This window comes from Nonomuraea sp. NPDC002799 (assembly GCF_053592075.1).
Window position 1 is genome coordinate 111,348 of record NZ_JBSFVA010000018.1, and the last position, 16,246, is coordinate 127,593.

At 69.9% G+C, this 16,246-nt stretch carries 20 protein-coding genes; 10 read left to right on the forward strand and 10 right to left on the reverse strand.

The window, feature by feature from the left end:
• Nucleotides 1-6: 6 nt before the first annotated feature.
• The 4 genes from ACWD0F_RS29610 to ACWD0F_RS29625 all read right to left on the reverse strand — a co-directional run bounded on the left by ACWD0F_RS29610 (nt 7) and on the right by ACWD0F_RS29625 (nt 2,416).
• Complete coding sequence (locus ACWD0F_RS29610) at nt 7-900, reverse strand: hypothetical protein (protein ID WP_449880976.1); 894 nt, start codon at nt 898-900, stop codon at nt 7-9.
• A 47-nt stretch (nt 901-947) separates the two neighbouring features.
• Complete coding sequence (locus tag ACWD0F_RS29615) at nt 948-1,442, reverse strand: hypothetical protein (protein ID WP_449880978.1); 495 nt, start codon at nt 1,440-1,442, stop codon at nt 948-950.
• Nucleotides 1,443-1,540: 98 nt separating this feature from the next.
• Nucleotides 1,541-1,888, reverse strand: a complete 348-nt coding sequence (locus ACWD0F_RS29620; protein ID WP_449880979.1) for an STAS domain-containing protein — start codon at nt 1,886-1,888, stop codon at nt 1,541-1,543.
• Nucleotides 1,889-1,996: 108 nt separating this feature from the next.
• Nucleotides 1,997-2,416, reverse strand: coding sequence for a MerR family transcriptional regulator (locus tag ACWD0F_RS29625; protein ID WP_449880981.1), 420 nt, complete (start codon nt 2,414-2,416; stop codon nt 1,997-1,999).
• Nucleotides 2,417-2,470: 54 nt separating this feature from the next.
• Here ACWD0F_RS29625 and ACWD0F_RS29630 point away from each other — a divergent pair, with 54 nt between their 5' ends.
• Nucleotides 2,471-3,427: an SDR family NAD(P)-dependent oxidoreductase gene (locus ACWD0F_RS29630; protein ID WP_449880983.1), complete on the forward strand. Its 957-nt coding sequence runs from the start codon at nt 2,471-2,473 to the stop codon at nt 3,425-3,427.
• Nucleotides 3,428-3,480: 53 nt separating this feature from the next.
• Here ACWD0F_RS29630 and ACWD0F_RS29635 read toward each other — a convergent pair whose 3' ends face one another.
• A complete protein-coding gene (locus ACWD0F_RS29635) occupies nt 3,481-4,605 on the reverse strand; it encodes a S1 family peptidase (RefSeq protein ID WP_449880985.1) in 1,125 nt (374 codons plus the stop codon).
• A 180-nt stretch (nt 4,606-4,785) separates the two neighbouring features.
• Between ACWD0F_RS29635 and ACWD0F_RS29640 the strand changes: the two genes are divergently transcribed.
• Nucleotides 4,786-5,283, forward strand: coding sequence for a hypothetical protein (locus ACWD0F_RS29640; RefSeq protein WP_449880987.1), 498 nt, complete (start codon nt 4,786-4,788; stop codon nt 5,281-5,283).
• On the opposite strand, the gene ACWD0F_RS29645 is transcribed toward ACWD0F_RS29640, so the two are convergent.
• From ACWD0F_RS29645 to ACWD0F_RS29655, 3 genes are all read right to left on the reverse strand, one after another.
• On the reverse strand, nt 5,277-6,437 hold the full coding sequence (locus ACWD0F_RS29645) for an MFS transporter (RefSeq protein ID WP_449880989.1): 1,161 nt from the start codon (nt 6,435-6,437) through the stop codon (nt 5,277-5,279). The two genes, ACWD0F_RS29640 and ACWD0F_RS29645, sit on opposite strands and share 7 nt — an antisense overlap.
• A 114-nt stretch (nt 6,438-6,551) precedes the next feature.
• The gene (locus ACWD0F_RS29650) at nt 6,552-7,016 is read right to left on the reverse strand and encodes a MarR family winged helix-turn-helix transcriptional regulator (RefSeq protein ID WP_449880991.1); all 465 of its coding nucleotides are present in this window, start codon (nt 7,014-7,016) and stop codon (nt 6,552-6,554) included.
• 11 nt (nt 7,017-7,027) lie between these two features.
• On the reverse strand, nt 7,028-7,360 hold the full coding sequence (locus ACWD0F_RS29655) for a winged helix-turn-helix transcriptional regulator (RefSeq protein ID WP_449880993.1): 333 nt from the start codon (nt 7,358-7,360) through the stop codon (nt 7,028-7,030).
• An 80-nt stretch (nt 7,361-7,440) separates the two neighbouring features.
• Between ACWD0F_RS29655 and ACWD0F_RS29660 the strand changes: the two genes are divergently transcribed.
• A complete protein-coding gene (locus ACWD0F_RS29660) occupies nt 7,441-8,019 on the forward strand; it encodes an NADPH-dependent FMN reductase (RefSeq protein ID WP_449880995.1) in 579 nt (192 codons plus the stop codon).
• Between the two features lie 59 nt (nt 8,020-8,078).
• Here ACWD0F_RS29660 and ACWD0F_RS29665 read toward each other — a convergent pair whose 3' ends face one another.
• Entirely contained in the window at nt 8,079-8,348 is a 270-nt protein-coding gene (locus tag ACWD0F_RS29665; protein WP_449880997.1) for a hypothetical protein, read from the reverse strand.
• Nucleotides 8,349-8,426: 78 nt separating this feature from the next.
• On the reverse strand, nt 8,427-8,936 hold the full coding sequence (locus tag ACWD0F_RS29670; protein ID WP_449880999.1) for a VOC family protein: 510 nt from the start codon (nt 8,934-8,936) through the stop codon (nt 8,427-8,429).
• A gap of 64 nt (nt 8,937-9,000) precedes the next feature.
• Between ACWD0F_RS29670 and ACWD0F_RS29675 the strand changes: the two genes are divergently transcribed.
• From ACWD0F_RS29675 to ACWD0F_RS29705, 7 genes are all read left to right on the forward strand, one after another.
• Nucleotides 9,001-9,465, forward strand: coding sequence for a MarR family winged helix-turn-helix transcriptional regulator (locus tag ACWD0F_RS29675; protein WP_449881001.1), 465 nt, complete (start codon nt 9,001-9,003; stop codon nt 9,463-9,465).
• 61 nt (nt 9,466-9,526) lie between these two features.
• Nucleotides 9,527-9,715 carry a hypothetical protein gene (locus ACWD0F_RS29680; protein WP_449881003.1) on the forward strand — a complete coding sequence of 63 codons (189 nt, stop codon included), beginning with the start codon at nt 9,527-9,529 and terminating at the stop codon, nt 9,713-9,715.
• Between the two features lie 29 nt (nt 9,716-9,744).
• The gene (xylA, locus tag ACWD0F_RS29685) at nt 9,745-10,884 is read left to right on the forward strand and encodes a xylose isomerase (RefSeq protein WP_449881005.1); all 1,140 of its coding nucleotides are present in this window, start codon (nt 9,745-9,747) and stop codon (nt 10,882-10,884) included.
• Nucleotides 10,881-12,428 (forward strand): xylulokinase, encoded by a 1,548-nt coding sequence (locus ACWD0F_RS29690; RefSeq protein WP_449881007.1) that lies wholly within the window; start codon nt 10,881-10,883, stop codon nt 12,426-12,428. Before xylA ends, ACWD0F_RS29690 begins: the two co-directional genes overlap by 4 nt.
• Nucleotides 12,429-12,682: 254 nt before the next feature.
• Nucleotides 12,683-13,399, forward strand: coding sequence for a DUF998 domain-containing protein (locus tag ACWD0F_RS29695; RefSeq protein ID WP_449881009.1), 717 nt, complete (start codon nt 12,683-12,685; stop codon nt 13,397-13,399).
• Between the two features lie 248 nt (nt 13,400-13,647).
• Nucleotides 13,648-15,864, forward strand: a complete 2,217-nt coding sequence (locus ACWD0F_RS29700) for a sensor histidine kinase (protein WP_449881011.1) — start codon at nt 13,648-13,650, stop codon at nt 15,862-15,864.
• Entirely contained in the window at nt 15,861-16,238 is a 378-nt protein-coding gene (locus ACWD0F_RS29705) for a DUF742 domain-containing protein (RefSeq protein ID WP_449881013.1), read from the forward strand. Before ACWD0F_RS29700 ends, ACWD0F_RS29705 begins: the two co-directional genes overlap by 4 nt.
• Nucleotides 16,239-16,246: the final 8 nt, after the last annotated feature.

A 16,246-nucleotide genomic window follows, 5' to 3' on the forward strand; every position in this document is an offset into this window, starting at 1 on the left:
CGTTGATTACGGGACGGGCCGGAGTTCCCAGACCAGTGGTCGTCCGGAGGCCAGATCCGTGGCGGTGATCACCAGCCGGCCGCCGGTGAGGTCGTAGAGCCCGGACAGGAGTTGTTCGCCCTTCGTGAGCCATGTCCGCCAGACACTGATCGTGCCGGTGGCCGGATCGATCTCGAAGTGGTGGGTCTGCCAGGTCTGCCCACTGCGCAGGACGAGTTGATAGGCGCGGTTGTGCTCGAAGTAGACGCGCTCGGCCGGACCGGGCAGGCCCGAGGGCTGGAAGGCGCCGGCCGTGACGTCCCAGGTGCCGTCGAGCGGGGTGGGCAACCGGTTGTTGTAGTTGGCGACGTAGTACGAGCACGAAGCCGGAATCGCGAGCAGGAGCGCCACGAGCACGGCGTGCGCCCACCGCGGGCGCGTACGTCGTGCGCTGGGCGCGACCTGGTTCTGGTCGTTCCAGAACACCGCCACCAGGTCCCGGCGGTGCTGCCACAGCAGGTAGGTCGCGCAGCCGGCCCCGATCAGGGCGATGAGCATGGCGTCGAGGGCGATCCCGTAGGAGAGGTTGAGCACGGTGATCCCGGCGAGCAGCGGTGCGGTGCCTGCGGCTCCGAGGAGCGCGGTGCGGCGGAATGCCAGCGCCAGGCCGAGACCGACCTGCAAGAGCGCGATCAGATTGCCGAAGACCGGTGAGTAACCGAAGTAGTACCAGGTGAGCCAGAATCCGCTCACCGTGCCCATCGGCTTGTCGAGCTCGGAATCGAGCACGGTGAACTGGGCGCCGAAGATTTTGGCGAAGCCGTATTGCAGCAGGATCACCGCCGCGGTCCACCGGCACAACGGGTAGAAGAAGTGGCGGTGCGTCGGTGAAGCAGTCTCATCGTCCGGGGTCCGCGTCATCACAAGTCGCCTCCCGCCGCAAAGTTATGGGGTCCGGGGCCCCGCTGTCAGTGGCAGCGAAGATCCCAGCCGGGCTCATGGAGATTGTCCTGTAGCTCGATAATGATCGGCTGGTCATCGAAGAGCAGGGGGAAGGGCGGGTCTTCTGAAGGGGTCCAGACGGTGACGGAAAGCGGCGCCCCTTCGATGCCGATATTCGCGGTCTCGTAGTGGCGCAGGACTTCGCTGCCCGACAGCTTCGTTCGCAGGTTGAACCTGAGACGGTAATCGCAGTGATTGCTGTTGCCGCGCAGGACCACTGACATCTGTACCTCATCGTCGGAGAATGCGGTCTCCGGTGGGAGGGGGTAGCTCAGAAAGCGGTCGGCAAGGCCGTTCAGCTCGCGATCGTGCATCCACTGAGGCACCATGATGAGCGCGGCAAGCAGGAGGAACGGTGCCGCGACTGCCGCGAGGCGTAGCCATCGTCTTTTTCCGCTTGCGGTGGGTGGTGGTCGTACGTCCCGGACGTCGTCTCGCAGGATGCTCGGCACGGTGTTCATAGTCGGGCAATCTGCGGGAGATGGCCAGGAGAAAAATGCCGGGCATGGCCATCCTGCGTGCTGACGACGGTTGATCGAGCGCGGGGGAAGGCGCTGCTTTAACCGGTGAGTGCCTGGTCGACGGTGTCGTAGAAGGTGAATATCCGGTCCAGTTTGCGGCGCTGGAAGTCCTGCAGGATGTGAGCGGGCATCGCCGCGATGGACAGATGGCCGCCGGCCAGCATCACCCATTTCAGGGTGGTGATGATGGCGCCGGTCCCGGCTGGATCGCAGCTTGTCAGGCGGGCCAGGTCGAGGATCAGATGCGCGTGGCCGGGGCCGATGAGCAGGGCGACCGTCTTGTCGCGCAGGACGGGGGCGGCGTCTCTGCCGAGGTCGCCGCTCACCTGGACGACGTGGCAGCCGGCCCGGCTCGTCGCCGCTATCGAGACCTCGAACTCCGGCATGACGCGCCTGCCTTTCTGGCCGGTCGCCGGTCATCGCTCATTTTACGGGGTCGGCTGGAAATAACGACGTAAGGGAGCAGGGCGCCGCGGATCAACGGAGGGCCACGGCTACGCGGAGGGTGCCGGCGACCAGATGCCGGCCGCGGTTCCCTCCTCGACGTGCCGGCGATAGGTGACGACCTTGCCATGGATGATCCCCAGGCTGGCCGTCAAGGCGGCGATCCGGTCCCGGACGGTTCTTTCGTGCTCCTCCAGGAGCGCGAGCCGCTCCGCCTCGTTGCCGGGACCGGATCGGACCAGCCGGGCGAACCTCCTCAGGGTGGCGATGGGCATGCCGGAGTCTCGCAGCCGGTTGCACAACAGGAGCCACTCCACGTCCGCCGGTTCGTAGACGCGTTGCCCACCGGCCGTACGCGGAATCGCACGGATGAAGAGCTCCTCACGTTCGAAGAAGCGCAAGGCGTGCACGCCCAGGCCGGTCGCCTTCGCGACGTCTCCGATGGAAAGGCCGTCCGCGTTCCTGCTCATGCCGCTCCGCCCTAGCTTGACCTAGATTGCACTCTAGATCTTAACGTCGGGTGCATGGCAATCTCGCAACACAAGATCGGCTCGGGATTCGGCGCGCACAGCACGGCGGACGACGTCCTGGCCGGCATCGAGCTGTCCGGCAGGAACGTTCTAATCACCGGCGGCTATTCGGGCTTGGGACTTGCGGCCACGAGCGCGCTGTCCCGCGCCGGGGCGCACGTCATCGTGCCCGCTCGCCGCCCGGCCGTGGCGACGGAGGCGCTGCGCGGCATTCCCCGGACGGAGGTACGAGAGCTCGATCTCGCGGACCCGGACAACATCCGGACGTTCAGCGACCGGTTCCTGGAGACCGGCCGAACCCTCGACATCGTCATCGGCAACGCGGGCGTCATGGCCTACCCGGACACGCTCATCGGCCCAGGCTGGGAAGCACACTTCGCCATCAACCACCTTGGGCACTACGCCCTGGTCAACCGCCTGCGCCCGGCCCTGGCCGGGGCGCGGGTGGTGTCCGTCGCCTCGTCCGGGCACTTCCTGTCGGACATCCGCTGGGACGACCCGCACTTCCGCGACGGCTACGACCACTGGCTCGCCTACGGGCAGTCCAAGACGGCCAACGCCCTGTTCGCCGTCCACCTCGACGCCCTCGGCGCGGCCGACGGCGTGCGGGCCTTCGCGGTGCACCCGGGCAGCATCCTCACCCCGCTGCAACGGCGCATCCCCCGCGAGCAGCAGATCGCCCAGGGCTGGATCACCCCGGAGGGCCGCCATGCCGACGGCTTCAAAACCCCGGCGCAGGGTGCGGCGACGGCCGTATGGGCGGCCACGTCACCCCTGCTCGACGAGTACGGCGGCGCCTACTGCCAGGACTGCGACCTCGCCGAACCCGCGACCACCGACGACATGCTCGTCGGCGGCGTCAAGCCGTGGGCGATCGATCCCGATTCCGCCTCCCGGCTGTGGGCCCTCTCCGGCGAACTCACCGGGCTGGATGGTTTCTCACGTGCGTGAACGAAAGAGCGCGGCGCGCCCGGGGGAAGGGACGCGCCGCGCGGGTTTCGAGCTCAGCCGACGCGTAACGTGAGGCCGTACACGCTCAGGGCCTCATTGACGGGCTGGTGGTACGTCGTGCCGCCGACGCTGCAGTTGCCGGAGCCGCCGGAGGTCATGCCCTGGGCCTGGCTGCCCGAGATGAACGAGCCGCCGGAGTCGCCGGGCTCGGCGCACGCGCTGGTGCGGGTCAGGCCGGAGACGGTGCCCTGCGCGTAGGTGACGCTGGTGTTGTGCTGCCTGATGAGGCCGCAGCGCCAGCCGGTGGTCGAACCGGAGCGGCAGATGGACGCGTTGACCGCGGCCTGGGTGGAGCCACGGACGATCACGTTCGCGCCGCCGGAGCCGCGTACCCACGGCTGCGCGGTGTTGCCGGGAGCGGCGACCCAGGCGTAGTCGTTGCCGGGGAAGGACGAGCCCTGGAAGGTGCCCGTCGGGCTCGTGGTCCTGGAGCCGGCCCGGCCGCAGTGCCCGGCGGTGGTGAAGCCGGGAGTGGTGCCGCGGGTGACGGGGAAGCCGACGCTGCAGCGGCTGCCGCCGATGTAGTAGGCGGCGCCACCGATGATGTTGATGAACGTCGCCGGCCGCTCGGCGGTCGCCGCCACGGTGACCGCGTTCGCGTCCACGCCCGCCGCCGTGGCCAGGGCCTGCGCGGCCTCGACCGTGGGCGCCTGGACGGAGACCTTGTTGGTCGTGACGTCGACGAACCACAGGGCCGCCGCCGCCCGCGCGCGCTTGGGCGCCCGGTCGAGCTGCGCCACGATGGCGTCGAGCTGGGCGAGGGATCGGGTGACCACGACCGGCTGCGCGCCCTGGGCCTCGATGGCCGCGGCGGCGCCCGGGTCGGTGGTGGCGACCAGGAGCTTGGAGGCGTCCTCGTTCAGCCAGGCGCCGCCGTAGGAGGCGCCGAGCTGACCGGTCAGCGTGGCCTCCGTGGCTGAGGCGCGTTCCTCGTTGGCCAGCCGGGTGACGACCTGCGCCTCGGACAGGCCGAGGTCGCGTTCGAGAGCGTCGATCACTTGCGGGGGAGCGGGGGGCGCGGATTGAGGTGCCTGGTCAGCCGATGCTGCGCTGAGTGGGGTGGCCACGCAGGCGGCCAGGATGATGGCGCCTGCCAGAGCACAGCGTTTACTCAACATGTGCACTCCTCGGGTGGGGGTGCTGTCAAGCTAACGGCTGGTAGGAATCCTGCTAGATACCAAAGAGCTCCTATTTCGGTGTTATGGCCAGTTTTGGGCGTGCAGCGAATAGGAAGTTTCGCGCCTTAAAGGAAAGTGTCGGAGGGGGTGGGTAAGGTCCCGTTGCTGGAGGTGTTCTCTGTGCGTAATGGTGTTCGTCATCTGATCGGCGCGGGCGTCGGGGTGCTGGCCGTTCCAGTGATCGCGGCAGGAGTGATGTACGGCTCGGCCGAGCGCTACGAATACACGCTGCACGGCTTCGTGGTGGACTGGATCGGGGTGGCCGCCTACCTGGGCACGGCGCTCGTGATCGGCGCCCTGGCCGGGTCGAGGTTGTCGCCGCTCGCCTCGTTGCTGCCCGGATTGGCCTTCGGCGGGCTGGTCACGGCGTCGTTGGTGCGCATGGGCCTGGGCGGCGACCACCTGCTCGGGTTCGGCGTGGTGCCCCGTCAGTATTTCAATGACTACCTGCCTTTCCTGCACACCTGGGCTCCGGTGATCGCAGGCGTGCTGCTCGCGGCCTCGGCGTTCCCCTCGCGGTGGCGGCAGGCGGTCAGGCCCGCACCGCCGGAGCCGCCGCAGATGGAGGAGGCGGAGGCCCCGCCGCCCCTGCCCAAACGCATCCCGTCCCGCTACTGAACAGGGTCCGGGGCCGACCTCGACGGCTGAGCCGTCATGAGGGCGATCAGCACGTACGGCGCCAGCAGCACCGCGAACGTGACCCCGTGCGACGCGTACGGGGACACCGCCGCGTAGGAGACGTAGACCGCCAGCGTCACCAGGTTCGTCCCCAGGCCGGCGACGGACGTCACCGTGGCCCGCGCCGTGCCGGTGATCCGCTCCTGGAGCCGCACGTCGGCCACCACCCCGGCGAGCTGGAACGCCCCGAAGGCCAGCGCTATCAGCACGAATCCGGCAGGATGCCCGCTGATCGCCCCGGCCGCCATGGCGAGCGCCGCCAGCGCGATCGTCAGGGCGTACGCGCGGGGCGGCATGCGCTGGGCGGCTCCCGACAGCAGGCCGCCCGCCGTGGCGCCGATCCAGACCACGAGGACCAGCAGGGGGATGGTGGTCTTGGCGACGCCCGTCTCCGCTCCCAGAAACGGGACATACTCCTCCAGCGCCCCCCAGATCGCCGTCACGAAGGAGACCGTCAGCAGCGCGTTCAGCACGCCCCGGTCCGTACGGGCCTGGGCGACCCCGGCCCGCAGAATCGCCAGGTAGCCCTCCTCGGGGCCGTCGCCGGACGTTCTCCGCTCGGGCAGCGTCAGCGCGGCGGCCGCGCACAGGACGCACGCCAGCACGCTGGCCGCCCCCACGGCGAGATAGCCCCCGGCCGCGAAGACCGGCACGGCCAGGCCGATCGCCGCCGCGTCGGCGACCAGGCCCACCGCCGTGGCCCGGCCCATGACGGTGGCGTAGCGGCTCGCCTGACCGTGCCGCTCCAGCTCCTCATAGGAGAGGGCTTCGTACGCGCCGGAGACGAGCGCCCCCTCGGCGCCCCACAACACGAAGCCGAGGGCGAACGCCCAGTAGGAGGGGAAGAGGATCCACAGACCGAAGCCCGCGCCGGCCAGCAGCGGGCCGAGGCACAGGAGCAGGCGTCTGGACACCCGGTCGGCCAGGGCGCCGGAAGGCACCTCCAGGACCATGCCGGTGATCGACCAGATGAGGAACAACGACGAGGTCTCGGCGACCGACAACCCGGCGTCGGTGAACAACAACGTGTAGACCGGGTAGAGCAGGATGAATTCGCCAAGGAACGCGTAGGCGTACAGCTTCGCGACCAGCATGTGAGGCCTTCCAGGGGGACGAGCAGGGACTCCGAGTGCTTGTCGCCTCGGAGGCCCGCGCGCCCCGCGCCGGCCCCTGGTGGTGGATCAATGTCGCCAGGTCATGCCACGAGTCTAACCGGCCCGTCCGGCGTGCGCCCGGATCCGCTCGCGGAACGGCCGGCGTTCCAGCGCGTCGAGGGTGGCCCGCAGCACCTCGGCCAGGGGCACCGGGAGCTCTGCGTCCAGCTCCCGCACCGCCTGCTCGGTGGCCGCCCACTCGGCCTCGATCGCGGGCAGCACGGTGCGGGCCCTGGGCGTGAGGTGCACGATGCGGTGGCGGGCGTCAGCGCCCTTCTCCAGCGCGACCAGGTCGCACCGGCGCATCTGGATCACCGTCTGGCTGGCCGCCGAGTGCGTCACGCCGATCGCCCCGGCCAGGTCGCGAATGGCCATCGGGCCCCGCTCCACCAGCGCGCGCACGACGGGCGAGAAGCGGGGGCGGTAGTCGGGCGGCAGGCCGAACTCGGCGTGGACGGCGGCGAGGTCGCCGTCCATCAGCTCGTGGACGTGGCGCATCAGCGTTCCGAGCCCGGTCATGGGAGCCCATGCTAGGCGGATTCGGCCTCCGGCAGCGGGATCCACTTGTGCGACCACGTCACCAGCTCGTCGAGGACGGGGCGCAGCTCCTGGCCCATCTCGGTCAGGTGGTATTCGACCCGCACCGGCGAGGTGGCCAGCACGCGCCGCTCGATGAGGCCGGCCGCCTCCAGCTCGCGCAGGCGCCTGGCCAGCATCGTGTCGTTGATGCCGGGGATCGCGGCCTTGAGGTCGGCATACCGGTGGGCGCCCTTGAAGATCATGTGGATCAACGCTCCCGACCAGCGGGCGCCGATCAGCTCCAGGGCGACGTGGAAGCGGACGCACACGGATGTGAGGCTCACGGCTCCACCCTAGCATTTGCTTAAGATTGTGTAGTTACTCAATAATGTTGAGTATCTATTCGCCCAGCTCAGGAGCAGTCATGGACAAGCCCGTTCTGCAGATCGTGGTCGCCAGCACCCGTCCGGGTCGCTCGGGGCGCGCCGTCGCCGACTGGTTCCACGGCAAGGCCGCCGCCTCGGACGCCTTCCAGGTGGAGCTGGTCGATCTGGCCGAGGTCGGGCTGCCGTTCTTCGACGAGCCCCACCACCCCAGGCTCAAGCAGTACGTGAACGCGCACACCAAGGAGTGGAGCGCCACCGTGGACCGGGGCGACGCCTTCGTGTTCGTCACGCCGGAGTACAACCACAGCTTCAACGCCGTGCTGAAGAACGCCCTGGACTTTCTGCACCACGAGTGGCAGCACAAGGCCGCCGGGTTCGTCAGCTACGGCGGGATCTCCGGCGGCACCCGCGCGGTGAACAGCTTGCGCCAGGTCGTCAGCACGCTCAAGATGGTGCCCGTGGTGGAGGGGGTCATCATCCCGTTCCTGCCGCAGTTCCTGGACGAGAACGGCGTCCTGCGCCCCAACGAGGTGACCGACGCGGCCGCCGACGCCATGCTCGCCGAGCTGGCCAAGCTCACCGGCGCGCTGCGCCCGCTGCGGCTGCCGAACGGCTGAGCCGGCTGCCGAACGGCCGAGCCACCGGCACGCGGGCCGGCGCTCCGGCCGTCGGCGCCTTAGAGCTGGTCGCCGTCCTCTCGCGCCTGCGCTCGCTCGCCCTCTTCCTCCGCCAGCGTGTTCAGCACGCGCTCGAACGCGTCGCTGAGGGGGCGCAGGACCTGGGCGAACGCGTTGGCGAGCGGCCCGAAGATCTCGGTCACCTCGCCCACCAGATCGGGACTCTTGGTCTCGGGAGGAGCCCAGCGCATGGCGTCGGAGCTCAGCGTCTCCCACTCGTCGACGACGCCGTCGATGGCGTCGAGCACGTGGTCAGGGTCGCTCGGCATGACCGCCTCCTCGTGGCAACGAGTGGAAGGACGAGTGGAAGGACGAGTGGAAGAAGGCCGGATACAGCCACGGTACCTTCAGACGGGGATCGACACACCGACGCCGCCGCGCGTCTGGGCGCCATATCGCTCTTTGTCGGCCATCAGGTCGAGCGGCCGGATGCTGGCGCGGGCGGCGAGGATCTCCTCGGTCAGCAGCGAGGCGGGCACGAGCCACGACACCTCGAACTCCAGCCCGTCGGGGTCGCGCGCGTACAGCGCCTTGGTGGTGCCGTGGTCGGAGGAGCCGACCAGCGCGTCCAGCTCGACCAGCTTGGCCGCGACCCGCTCCAGCTCGTCGAGGGTGTCGACCTCCCACGCCAGGTGGTAGAGGCCGACGGACGTGCGCCCGGCCGGTGAGGGCGCCGCGTCCGCGCCGATCTCGAACAGGCCGAGGTCGTGGTCGTTGGACGAGTCAGGGGCCTGCAGGAACGCGGCCCCCCGCATGCCCATGACCACTTCGAAGCCGAGCGCCTCCCGGTAGAAGGCGACGCTGCGCTCCACATCGCGAACGTAGAGAACCGCATGGTTGAGCCGATGGACCGGCATGGTGTTTCCCCTTCCGGACAGAGTCCCGGGGCTAAGTATATGAGCGTTCAACTAAATTGGGACCGTGACCAGATGGCTAGATGAGGACGAACAGCACGCCTGGCGGCGCTTCCTGGCGGCGACCCAGCTCATCAACGAGACGCTCGACCGTCAGCTCCAGCGGGACGCGAGCATGCCGCACGCCTATTACATGATCCTTGTGGCCCTGTCCGAGTCGGGCGGGCGGTCCATGCGGATGAGCGAGCTGGCCGCCAAGGCCCAGAGCTCCCAGAGCCGCCTGTCCCACGCCGTCGCGCGGCTGGAGGAGCGCGGCTGGGTCCGCCGCGAGCGCTGTCCCGGCGACCGCCGGGGCAATCTCGCCGTCCTGACGGACGACGGGTTCGCCGCGCTGGCCGCCGCCGCTCCCGGGCACGTCGAGGAGGTACGGCGCTGCCTGTTCGACGTGCTCACGCACGAGCAGGTGGACCGGCTCGACGAGATCTGCGCGGCCGTCATCTCCAAGGCGGGCGGGAACACGCTGGCGGGTTAGCAGGCAAACTGTCGGGCCGAGGCCGTAGCGTTCTCCGCGTACCCGATGAAGGAGATTGCCGATGCACGACACCGAAGAGGCGCTGTTCAGGGCGGTTCACGGCATCGCCGGGCGGTTCGCCGGCCAGCCGGTGCACGTGGTGCTGGACGCGTTGCTGCGCCACCTGCCCAAGGCTCCGGGCCTCGAGGTGACGGAGATCCGCAAGATCGCCGAAGAGATCAGCGTCGGCCGTGATCCCTCGGGCTTGTGAACAACTGATCACCAGGGGAGCATCGGAGCATGTACGAGCCAACCCCTGATGATCGATTCACCTTCGGTCTGTGGACGGTCGGCTGGCAGGCGCGCGATCCGTTCGGAGACGCCGCCCGAGCGCCCCTCGACCCCGTCGAGAGCGTGCATCGGCTGGCCGAGCTGGGCGCCTACGGCGTCACCTTCCACGACGACGACCTGCTCGCGGTCCAGCCCGATCGCGAGCGGGCGATCGCGGCCTTCCGCAAGGCGCTCGCCGAGACCGGGCTGAAGGTGCCCATGGCCACCACCAACCTGTTCACCCATCCGGTGTTCAAGGACGGCGCGTTCACCAGCAACGATCGCGACGTGCGGCGATACGCCCTGCGCAAGGTGACGCGCAACCTCGACCTGGCCGCCTCGCTCGGCGCCACCACCTACGTCTGCTGGGGCGGGCGCGAGGGGGCCGAGTCCGACGCCGCCAAGGACGTGCGCTCCGCGCTCGGCCGCTACAAGGAGGCCATCGACCTGCTCTGCGGCTACGTGCGCGAGCGCGGCTACGACCTCCGCTTCGCGATCGAGCCCAAGCCGAACGAGCCGCGCGGCGACATCCTGCTGCCGACCATCGGCCACGCCCTGGCCTTCATCGGCGAGCTGGAGCATCCGGAGATGGTCGGGCTCAACCCCGAGGTCGGCCACGAGCAGATGGCCGGGCTCAACGTCGTGCACGGCGTCGCGCAGGCGCTGTGGCACGGCAAGTTGTTCCACATCGACCTCAACGGGCAGCACGGGCCCCGGTTCGACCAGGATCTGGTGTTCGGGCACGGTGACGTGATGAGCGCGTTCTTCCTGGTGGACCTGCTGGAGCACGGCGGCTACGACGGCCCGCGGCACTTCGACTACAAGCCCTCCCGTACGGAGGATCCCGCGGACGTGTGGGTGTCGGCCGCCGCCAATATGCGGACATACCTCATACTTCGCGACAAAGCTCGAAAATTCCGCACTGATCCGGAAGTGCGAGACGCGCTGCGTGCCTCCCGCGTCGACGAGCTCGGCCTGCCGACACTCAACCGCGGCGAGACGCTGGCCGATCTGGCCGGCGACGACTTCGATCCTGAGGTGGCCCGCGGATACCATTTCACCCATCTCAACCAGCTTGCGCTGGAGCACTTGTTAGGAGTTCGTGGGTGACGTTGGTCGCTGGGGTCGATTCCTCTACACAGAGTTGCAAGGTCGTCATTCGAGAGGCCGAGACGGGCGTTCTGGTGCGTGAGGGCAGGGCCGCGCACCCGGCCGGCACCGAGGTGCACCCGTCCCACTGGTGGGCCGCATTGCTGCAGGCCATCGAGGCGGCCGGCGGGCTGGACGGCGTGGCCGCCATCAGCGTGGCCGGGCAGCAGCACGGCCTGGTCTGCCTCGACGAGTCCGGAGACGTCGTCCGCGACGCCCTCCTGTGGAACGACACCCGCTCCGCCCAGGCCGCCCTCGACCTGACGGCCGAGCTCGGTGGCCCGCAGGCGTGGGCCGACGCGGTGGGCTCGGTGCCCGTGGCCTCGTTCACGATCACCAAGCTGCGCTGGCTGGCCGAGCACGAGCCCGACAACGCCCGCCGCACGGCGGCGGTGTGCCTGCCGCACGACTGGCTGACGTGGCGGCTGGCGGGGGCGCTCGCGTCCGGGCCGTTCGACGTCGAGACCTGGACGGACGCGCCCACGCCCGCCCTCGACCAGCTCACCACCGACCGCGGCGACGCCTCGGGGACGGGCTACTGGTCGCCGGCGACCGGGGCTTACCGGACGGACCTGCTGAAGATGGCCTTCGGCACGGTTCCGCGGTTGCCGCGGGTGCTGGGTCCGGGGGATGAGGTCGGTGCCGTCGTTGGTGGCGGTGCCGGTGCCGATGGCGTCGGTGGTGCCGGTGGTGATGGCGTCGGTGGTGCTGGCGGTGCCGGTGGCGATGGCGTCGGCGGTGCCGGTGGTCGTGATGGTGATGGTGTCGGTGGACGCGGTGGGCGGGTGCTGATCGCGCCTGGGACCGGTGACAACATGGCCGCCGCGCTTGGTGTGGGGGCGCGGCCGGGTGACGTCGTGGTGTCGCTCGGCACGTCCGGGACCGTGTTCGCGGTCGCCGAGGCGTCCAGCGCGGACCCGTCGGGCGCGGTGGCCGGGTTCGCCGACGCCACGGGACGGTTCCTGCCGCTGGTGTGCACGCTCAACGCCGCCCGCGTCATGGACGCCGCCGCCCGGATCGTCGGGGTGAGTCTCGACGAGTTGAGCGACCTGGCACTGCAAGCGCCGGCGGGAGCCGGCGGGCTCACGCTGGTGCCGTATCTGGAGGGCGAGCGCACCCCCAACCGCCCGACCGCGACCGGCTCCATCCACGGGCTCACCCTGGCCACCTCGACCCCGGCCCACCTGGCGCGGGCGGCCATCGAAGGCATGTTGTGCGGCCTCGCCGACGCCCTGGACGCGCTCGATCTGCGGCCTGAGCGGGTGCTGCTGATCGGTGGGGCGGCCCGCTCGGAGGCGGTGCGCCGCATCGCCCCGACCGTTTTCGGGGTGCCGATCGCGGTGCCGCCGCCGGCCGAGTACGTCGCCAACGGCGCCGCCTACCAGGCCGCCACGCTGGTGACGAGCCCGGACTGGCGCTCGGAGGCCACGGAGACGTACACCGGGGACGCGGTGCCGGAGATCCGGGAGCGCTACACCCGCGCGACGGCTCACATCCTCGACTGACAGCACCCCATCCCACCCACCCACCGGGAGGCGGGTAAGCGTCTCCCTGGAAGGTCGGTCACCCGGGTCGGCGGGTGGAGCCCAGTGGGCACCGCCGTAACAAAAGAGTTCGGTGTCGCCGAAACGAAAGAGTTCGGGCGCCGCTGTAAGAAAAAAGCGGCGAGCAACCCCGAGAGGCGGCGGCGACGACTCAGGGTCGGGTCCGGGGTGAGGCCGGATGTGTGAGGGCGGTGCGGGGCGGAAGAGTGAGTGCCATGACCGCAGTCAAGAGGCTCTATCCCCTGATCGCCTGTGCGTCGATCCTGTTCGCGGTGGTCGCGGTGGTGATCGGGCAGTTGGTTCCCGACCCCTACCTGGACCCCATGAACGTGACCGTGAGCGAGTACGCCGTGTCCGACCGCGGGGGCGTCACGGAGATCGCGATGGCGGTTCTCGGGATCGGCTCTCTGGCGTTGCTGGGCGGGCTGCGGGCCGCGGGGGCTCCGGTGCGGGGGCTGCCGGAGCGGTTGCTGATGGTGTGGTCGGGGGCGCTGATCGTGGCGGCGATCATCCCGACCACACCCATCGGCCTCGATCTCGATGTGGCGGCCCAGATCCACCGCTACGTCTCTGTCGCCGCGTTCGTGAGCCTGCCGGCCGCCGGAGCACTGCTGGTCCCCAGACTGGCCTCAGACGCCGACTGGAAGCCCGTGGCGCGGGTGGTGGAGTGGGTGGCCCTGGCCGGGGGGTTCGGGCTGCTGGCGATCACGTACGTGGCGCTGCCGGGCGAGCGGGTGCTGATCGGGCTCGTGGAGCGGATGTTGCTGGGCGCGGAGGTGGCCCTGCTGGCGGTGCTGGCCGGGTGGCTGGTGCGGCTGGCCTGGCAGCGGGGACTCGCGACCGGCCGCCAGGGGCGGGAAGCCGCCTCCGGCCGCCTGGGGCGGGGAGTCGAAGCCGCCCGCCGGGGGCGGGGAGTCGTGGCCGGCGCCTGAGATGGAGCCGGCGCCTGAGGTGGAGCCGGCGGTCGGTGTCTGAGGCGGAGCCGGCGGCCGGCGCTTGAGGGAGAGCCGGTGGCGGTGCCTGAGGTGGAGCCGGTGGTCGGTGGGTACCGGAGTACTGGTCAGGGTAGGGACGCGGTCCTGATTTTCCCGACATATCACAGATTTATCGCTAGTCGATCTTAAAACCATCTGTTTCGGTGCTATTCTCTCCCGCGATCTTCTATCCGGGAGCGGGTGTCATGGCATCGGGCAGATCCATCAGATTCAAGATCTCGACGCTGCTCGTCATCCCCTTGGTCTCCCTGGTCGCACTCTGGGGTTTCGCCGCGAGCACCACGTCGGGAGAGGCTCTCAACCTGCTCAAGGTCGAGACCATCTGGACGAACGTCATCAACCACGCCGACGGCGTCGTAGGCAACCTGCAGACCGAGCGCCTCGCCTCCGCCGAGCAGCTGGCGGGCATGTCGAGGGACCAGGACGCCCTGTCCAAGGCCCGCGCCAAGGTGGACAACAGCCGCAAGACGCTGCGCGAGCGGGCCACGTCCGAGGAGACGCAGTCGGCGCTCACGCCGGACATGAGGGCCCAGCTCCAGACCGTGTTCGCGGCCATCGACCGGCTGCCGGACATCAGGCGCAAGGTGGATGACCGCAGGCTCACCCCGGGCGGCCTGGTCACCGAGTACGCGAAGATCTCCGACGAGGTCCACCTCCTGTACTCCCGGATGACGGTCAGCACCGACCTGGAGCTCTCCCTCCAGGCGCAGGGCCTGATCACCGCCGACGAGGTGCGCGAGCTGCTGAGCCGCGAGCACGCCCTGATCATCGCCTCGAACGGCCAGGCGAGCATGCACGACGTGCACATGCTGGCCGCGATCGACGGCACCAGGACGCACCTGTTCCCCAAGGCCCTGGCCAGCCTCGACGCCGAGCTGCGCACCCCGTTCGAGAAGTTGTTCTTCTCGCCCCGCTACATGACGATGGAGAACCTGCTGGAGGGCTACGTCGCCGGGAAGCCGGCGGACGTCCAGCTCTGGCAGGGCGTCGCCGATCAGGTGCAGAAGGAGTACCGAGACGCCGTCTGGCGCACCGGGGACAAGCTGCTGGCCCGGATGGAGCCCGCGGGCATCGGCATCATCGTGCGGGCCGCCGTCGCGGGCGCGCTCGGCCTGATCGCGGTCGTGTTCTCCATCTTCATCTCGATCAGGGTCGGCCGCCGGCTCACCCGCGAGCTGGGCTCGCTCCGCCGTACCGCGCTGGACCTGGCCGAGATCAGGCTGCCGCACGTCGTGACGAAGCTGCGCAAGGGCGAGAGCGTGGACATCGCGGCCGAGGCGCCGCCCATCACCGTCAGCCCGCACGCCACCAGCGAGGTCAGCGACCTGGCCTCGGCGTTCGAGAGCGTGCAGAGCACCGCCGTGGACGCCGCCGTCGAGCAGGCCAGGCTCCGCGAGGGCGTGTCCGAGGCGCTGCGCAACCTGGCCAGGCGCAGCCAGTCGTTGTTGCAGCGCCAGCTCAGGCTGCTGGATGAGATGCAGCGCCAGACGGAGGAGCCCGAGGCGCTGGAGCGGCTGTTCAAGCTCGACCACCTCACCACGCGCATGCGCCGCCACGCCGAGGGCCTGGTGCTGCTCTCCGGCGGCTCGGCGGGCCGCAGGTGGCGCGGCGTCATCCCGATGGAGGACGTGCTGAGCGGCGCGGCGGCCCAGGTCGAGGAGTACACCCGGGTCCGCGTCTATCCGATGCCCGAGGCCGGCGTCTCCGGCGCGGCGGTGGCCGACCTCATGCACCTGTTCGCCGAGCTGATCGAGAACGCCACCGCCTTCTCCTCGCCCGGCAACGAGGTCTCCGTGCGCGGCGAGATGGTCGGCAGGGGCTTCGCCGTCGAGGTCGAGGACCGCGGCCTGGGCATGGACGAGGCCACCCGCAGCGGCTTCAACTGCCGGCTGGCCAGGCCGCCGGAGTTCGACGCGGCGCAGACGGAGCGGCTGGGGTTCGCCGTGGTCGGCATGCTCGCCTCCAGGCACGGCATCAAGGTCACGCTCAAGCTCTCACCGTACGGCGGCACGACCGCCATCGTGCTCATCCCCTCCTCGCTGGTCGAGCCGATGGCGACGCCGGTGCAGCCGCTGGAGTTCGAGTCCGTCTCGGTCTCGGTCGTCAGGCAGGAGACCACGGCTCCTGGCGAGTTGCCACGCCGGGTCCGTACCAGCATGCGTGCCACGAACGGTCCCACGACGACCACCGTGCCCGCACTGCCGCAGCAGCAGGACAACCCCGGGCTGCCCCGCCGCGAACGGCAGGCCAATCTGCCGCAGCGGCTCAAGCAGGCGCCGCCCCCCGCGCCGCCGATCGAGGAGCGCTCACCTGAGGAGACCAGGGCGTTGCTCTCCTCGCTCCAGTCCGGCTGGCAACGCGGGCGGCAGGACAGCGACCAGGATGGGGGATCGCGATCGTGAGCCGCGAGCACGAGTGGGTCGACGAGGAGGCTGGGCCGGTCGTGCGGCCGTACGCGGTCGCCCGCGGCCGGACCAAGACCACGTCCACCGCGCTCGACCTGCTGGCGACCGTCGCCGCGACGGGGCTGCCCGCGCCGGCCAAAGCGGAGCTGAGCGCCCAGCACCGGCGGGTGCTGAGCGCCGTGGTGGGACAGCGCAGGCCCATCGCCGAGATCGCCTCGGATCTGGGCCTGCCGGTCGGCGTGATCAGGGTGTTGCTGGGGGACCTGCTGGAGCACGAACTGGTCCAGGTGCGCCCGCCGCGCGACGACAAGGCGACCACCGCGACCGAGAGCCTGCTCCAAGAAGTGATCAACGGTCTCAGGGCGCTCTAGGGTCCGCG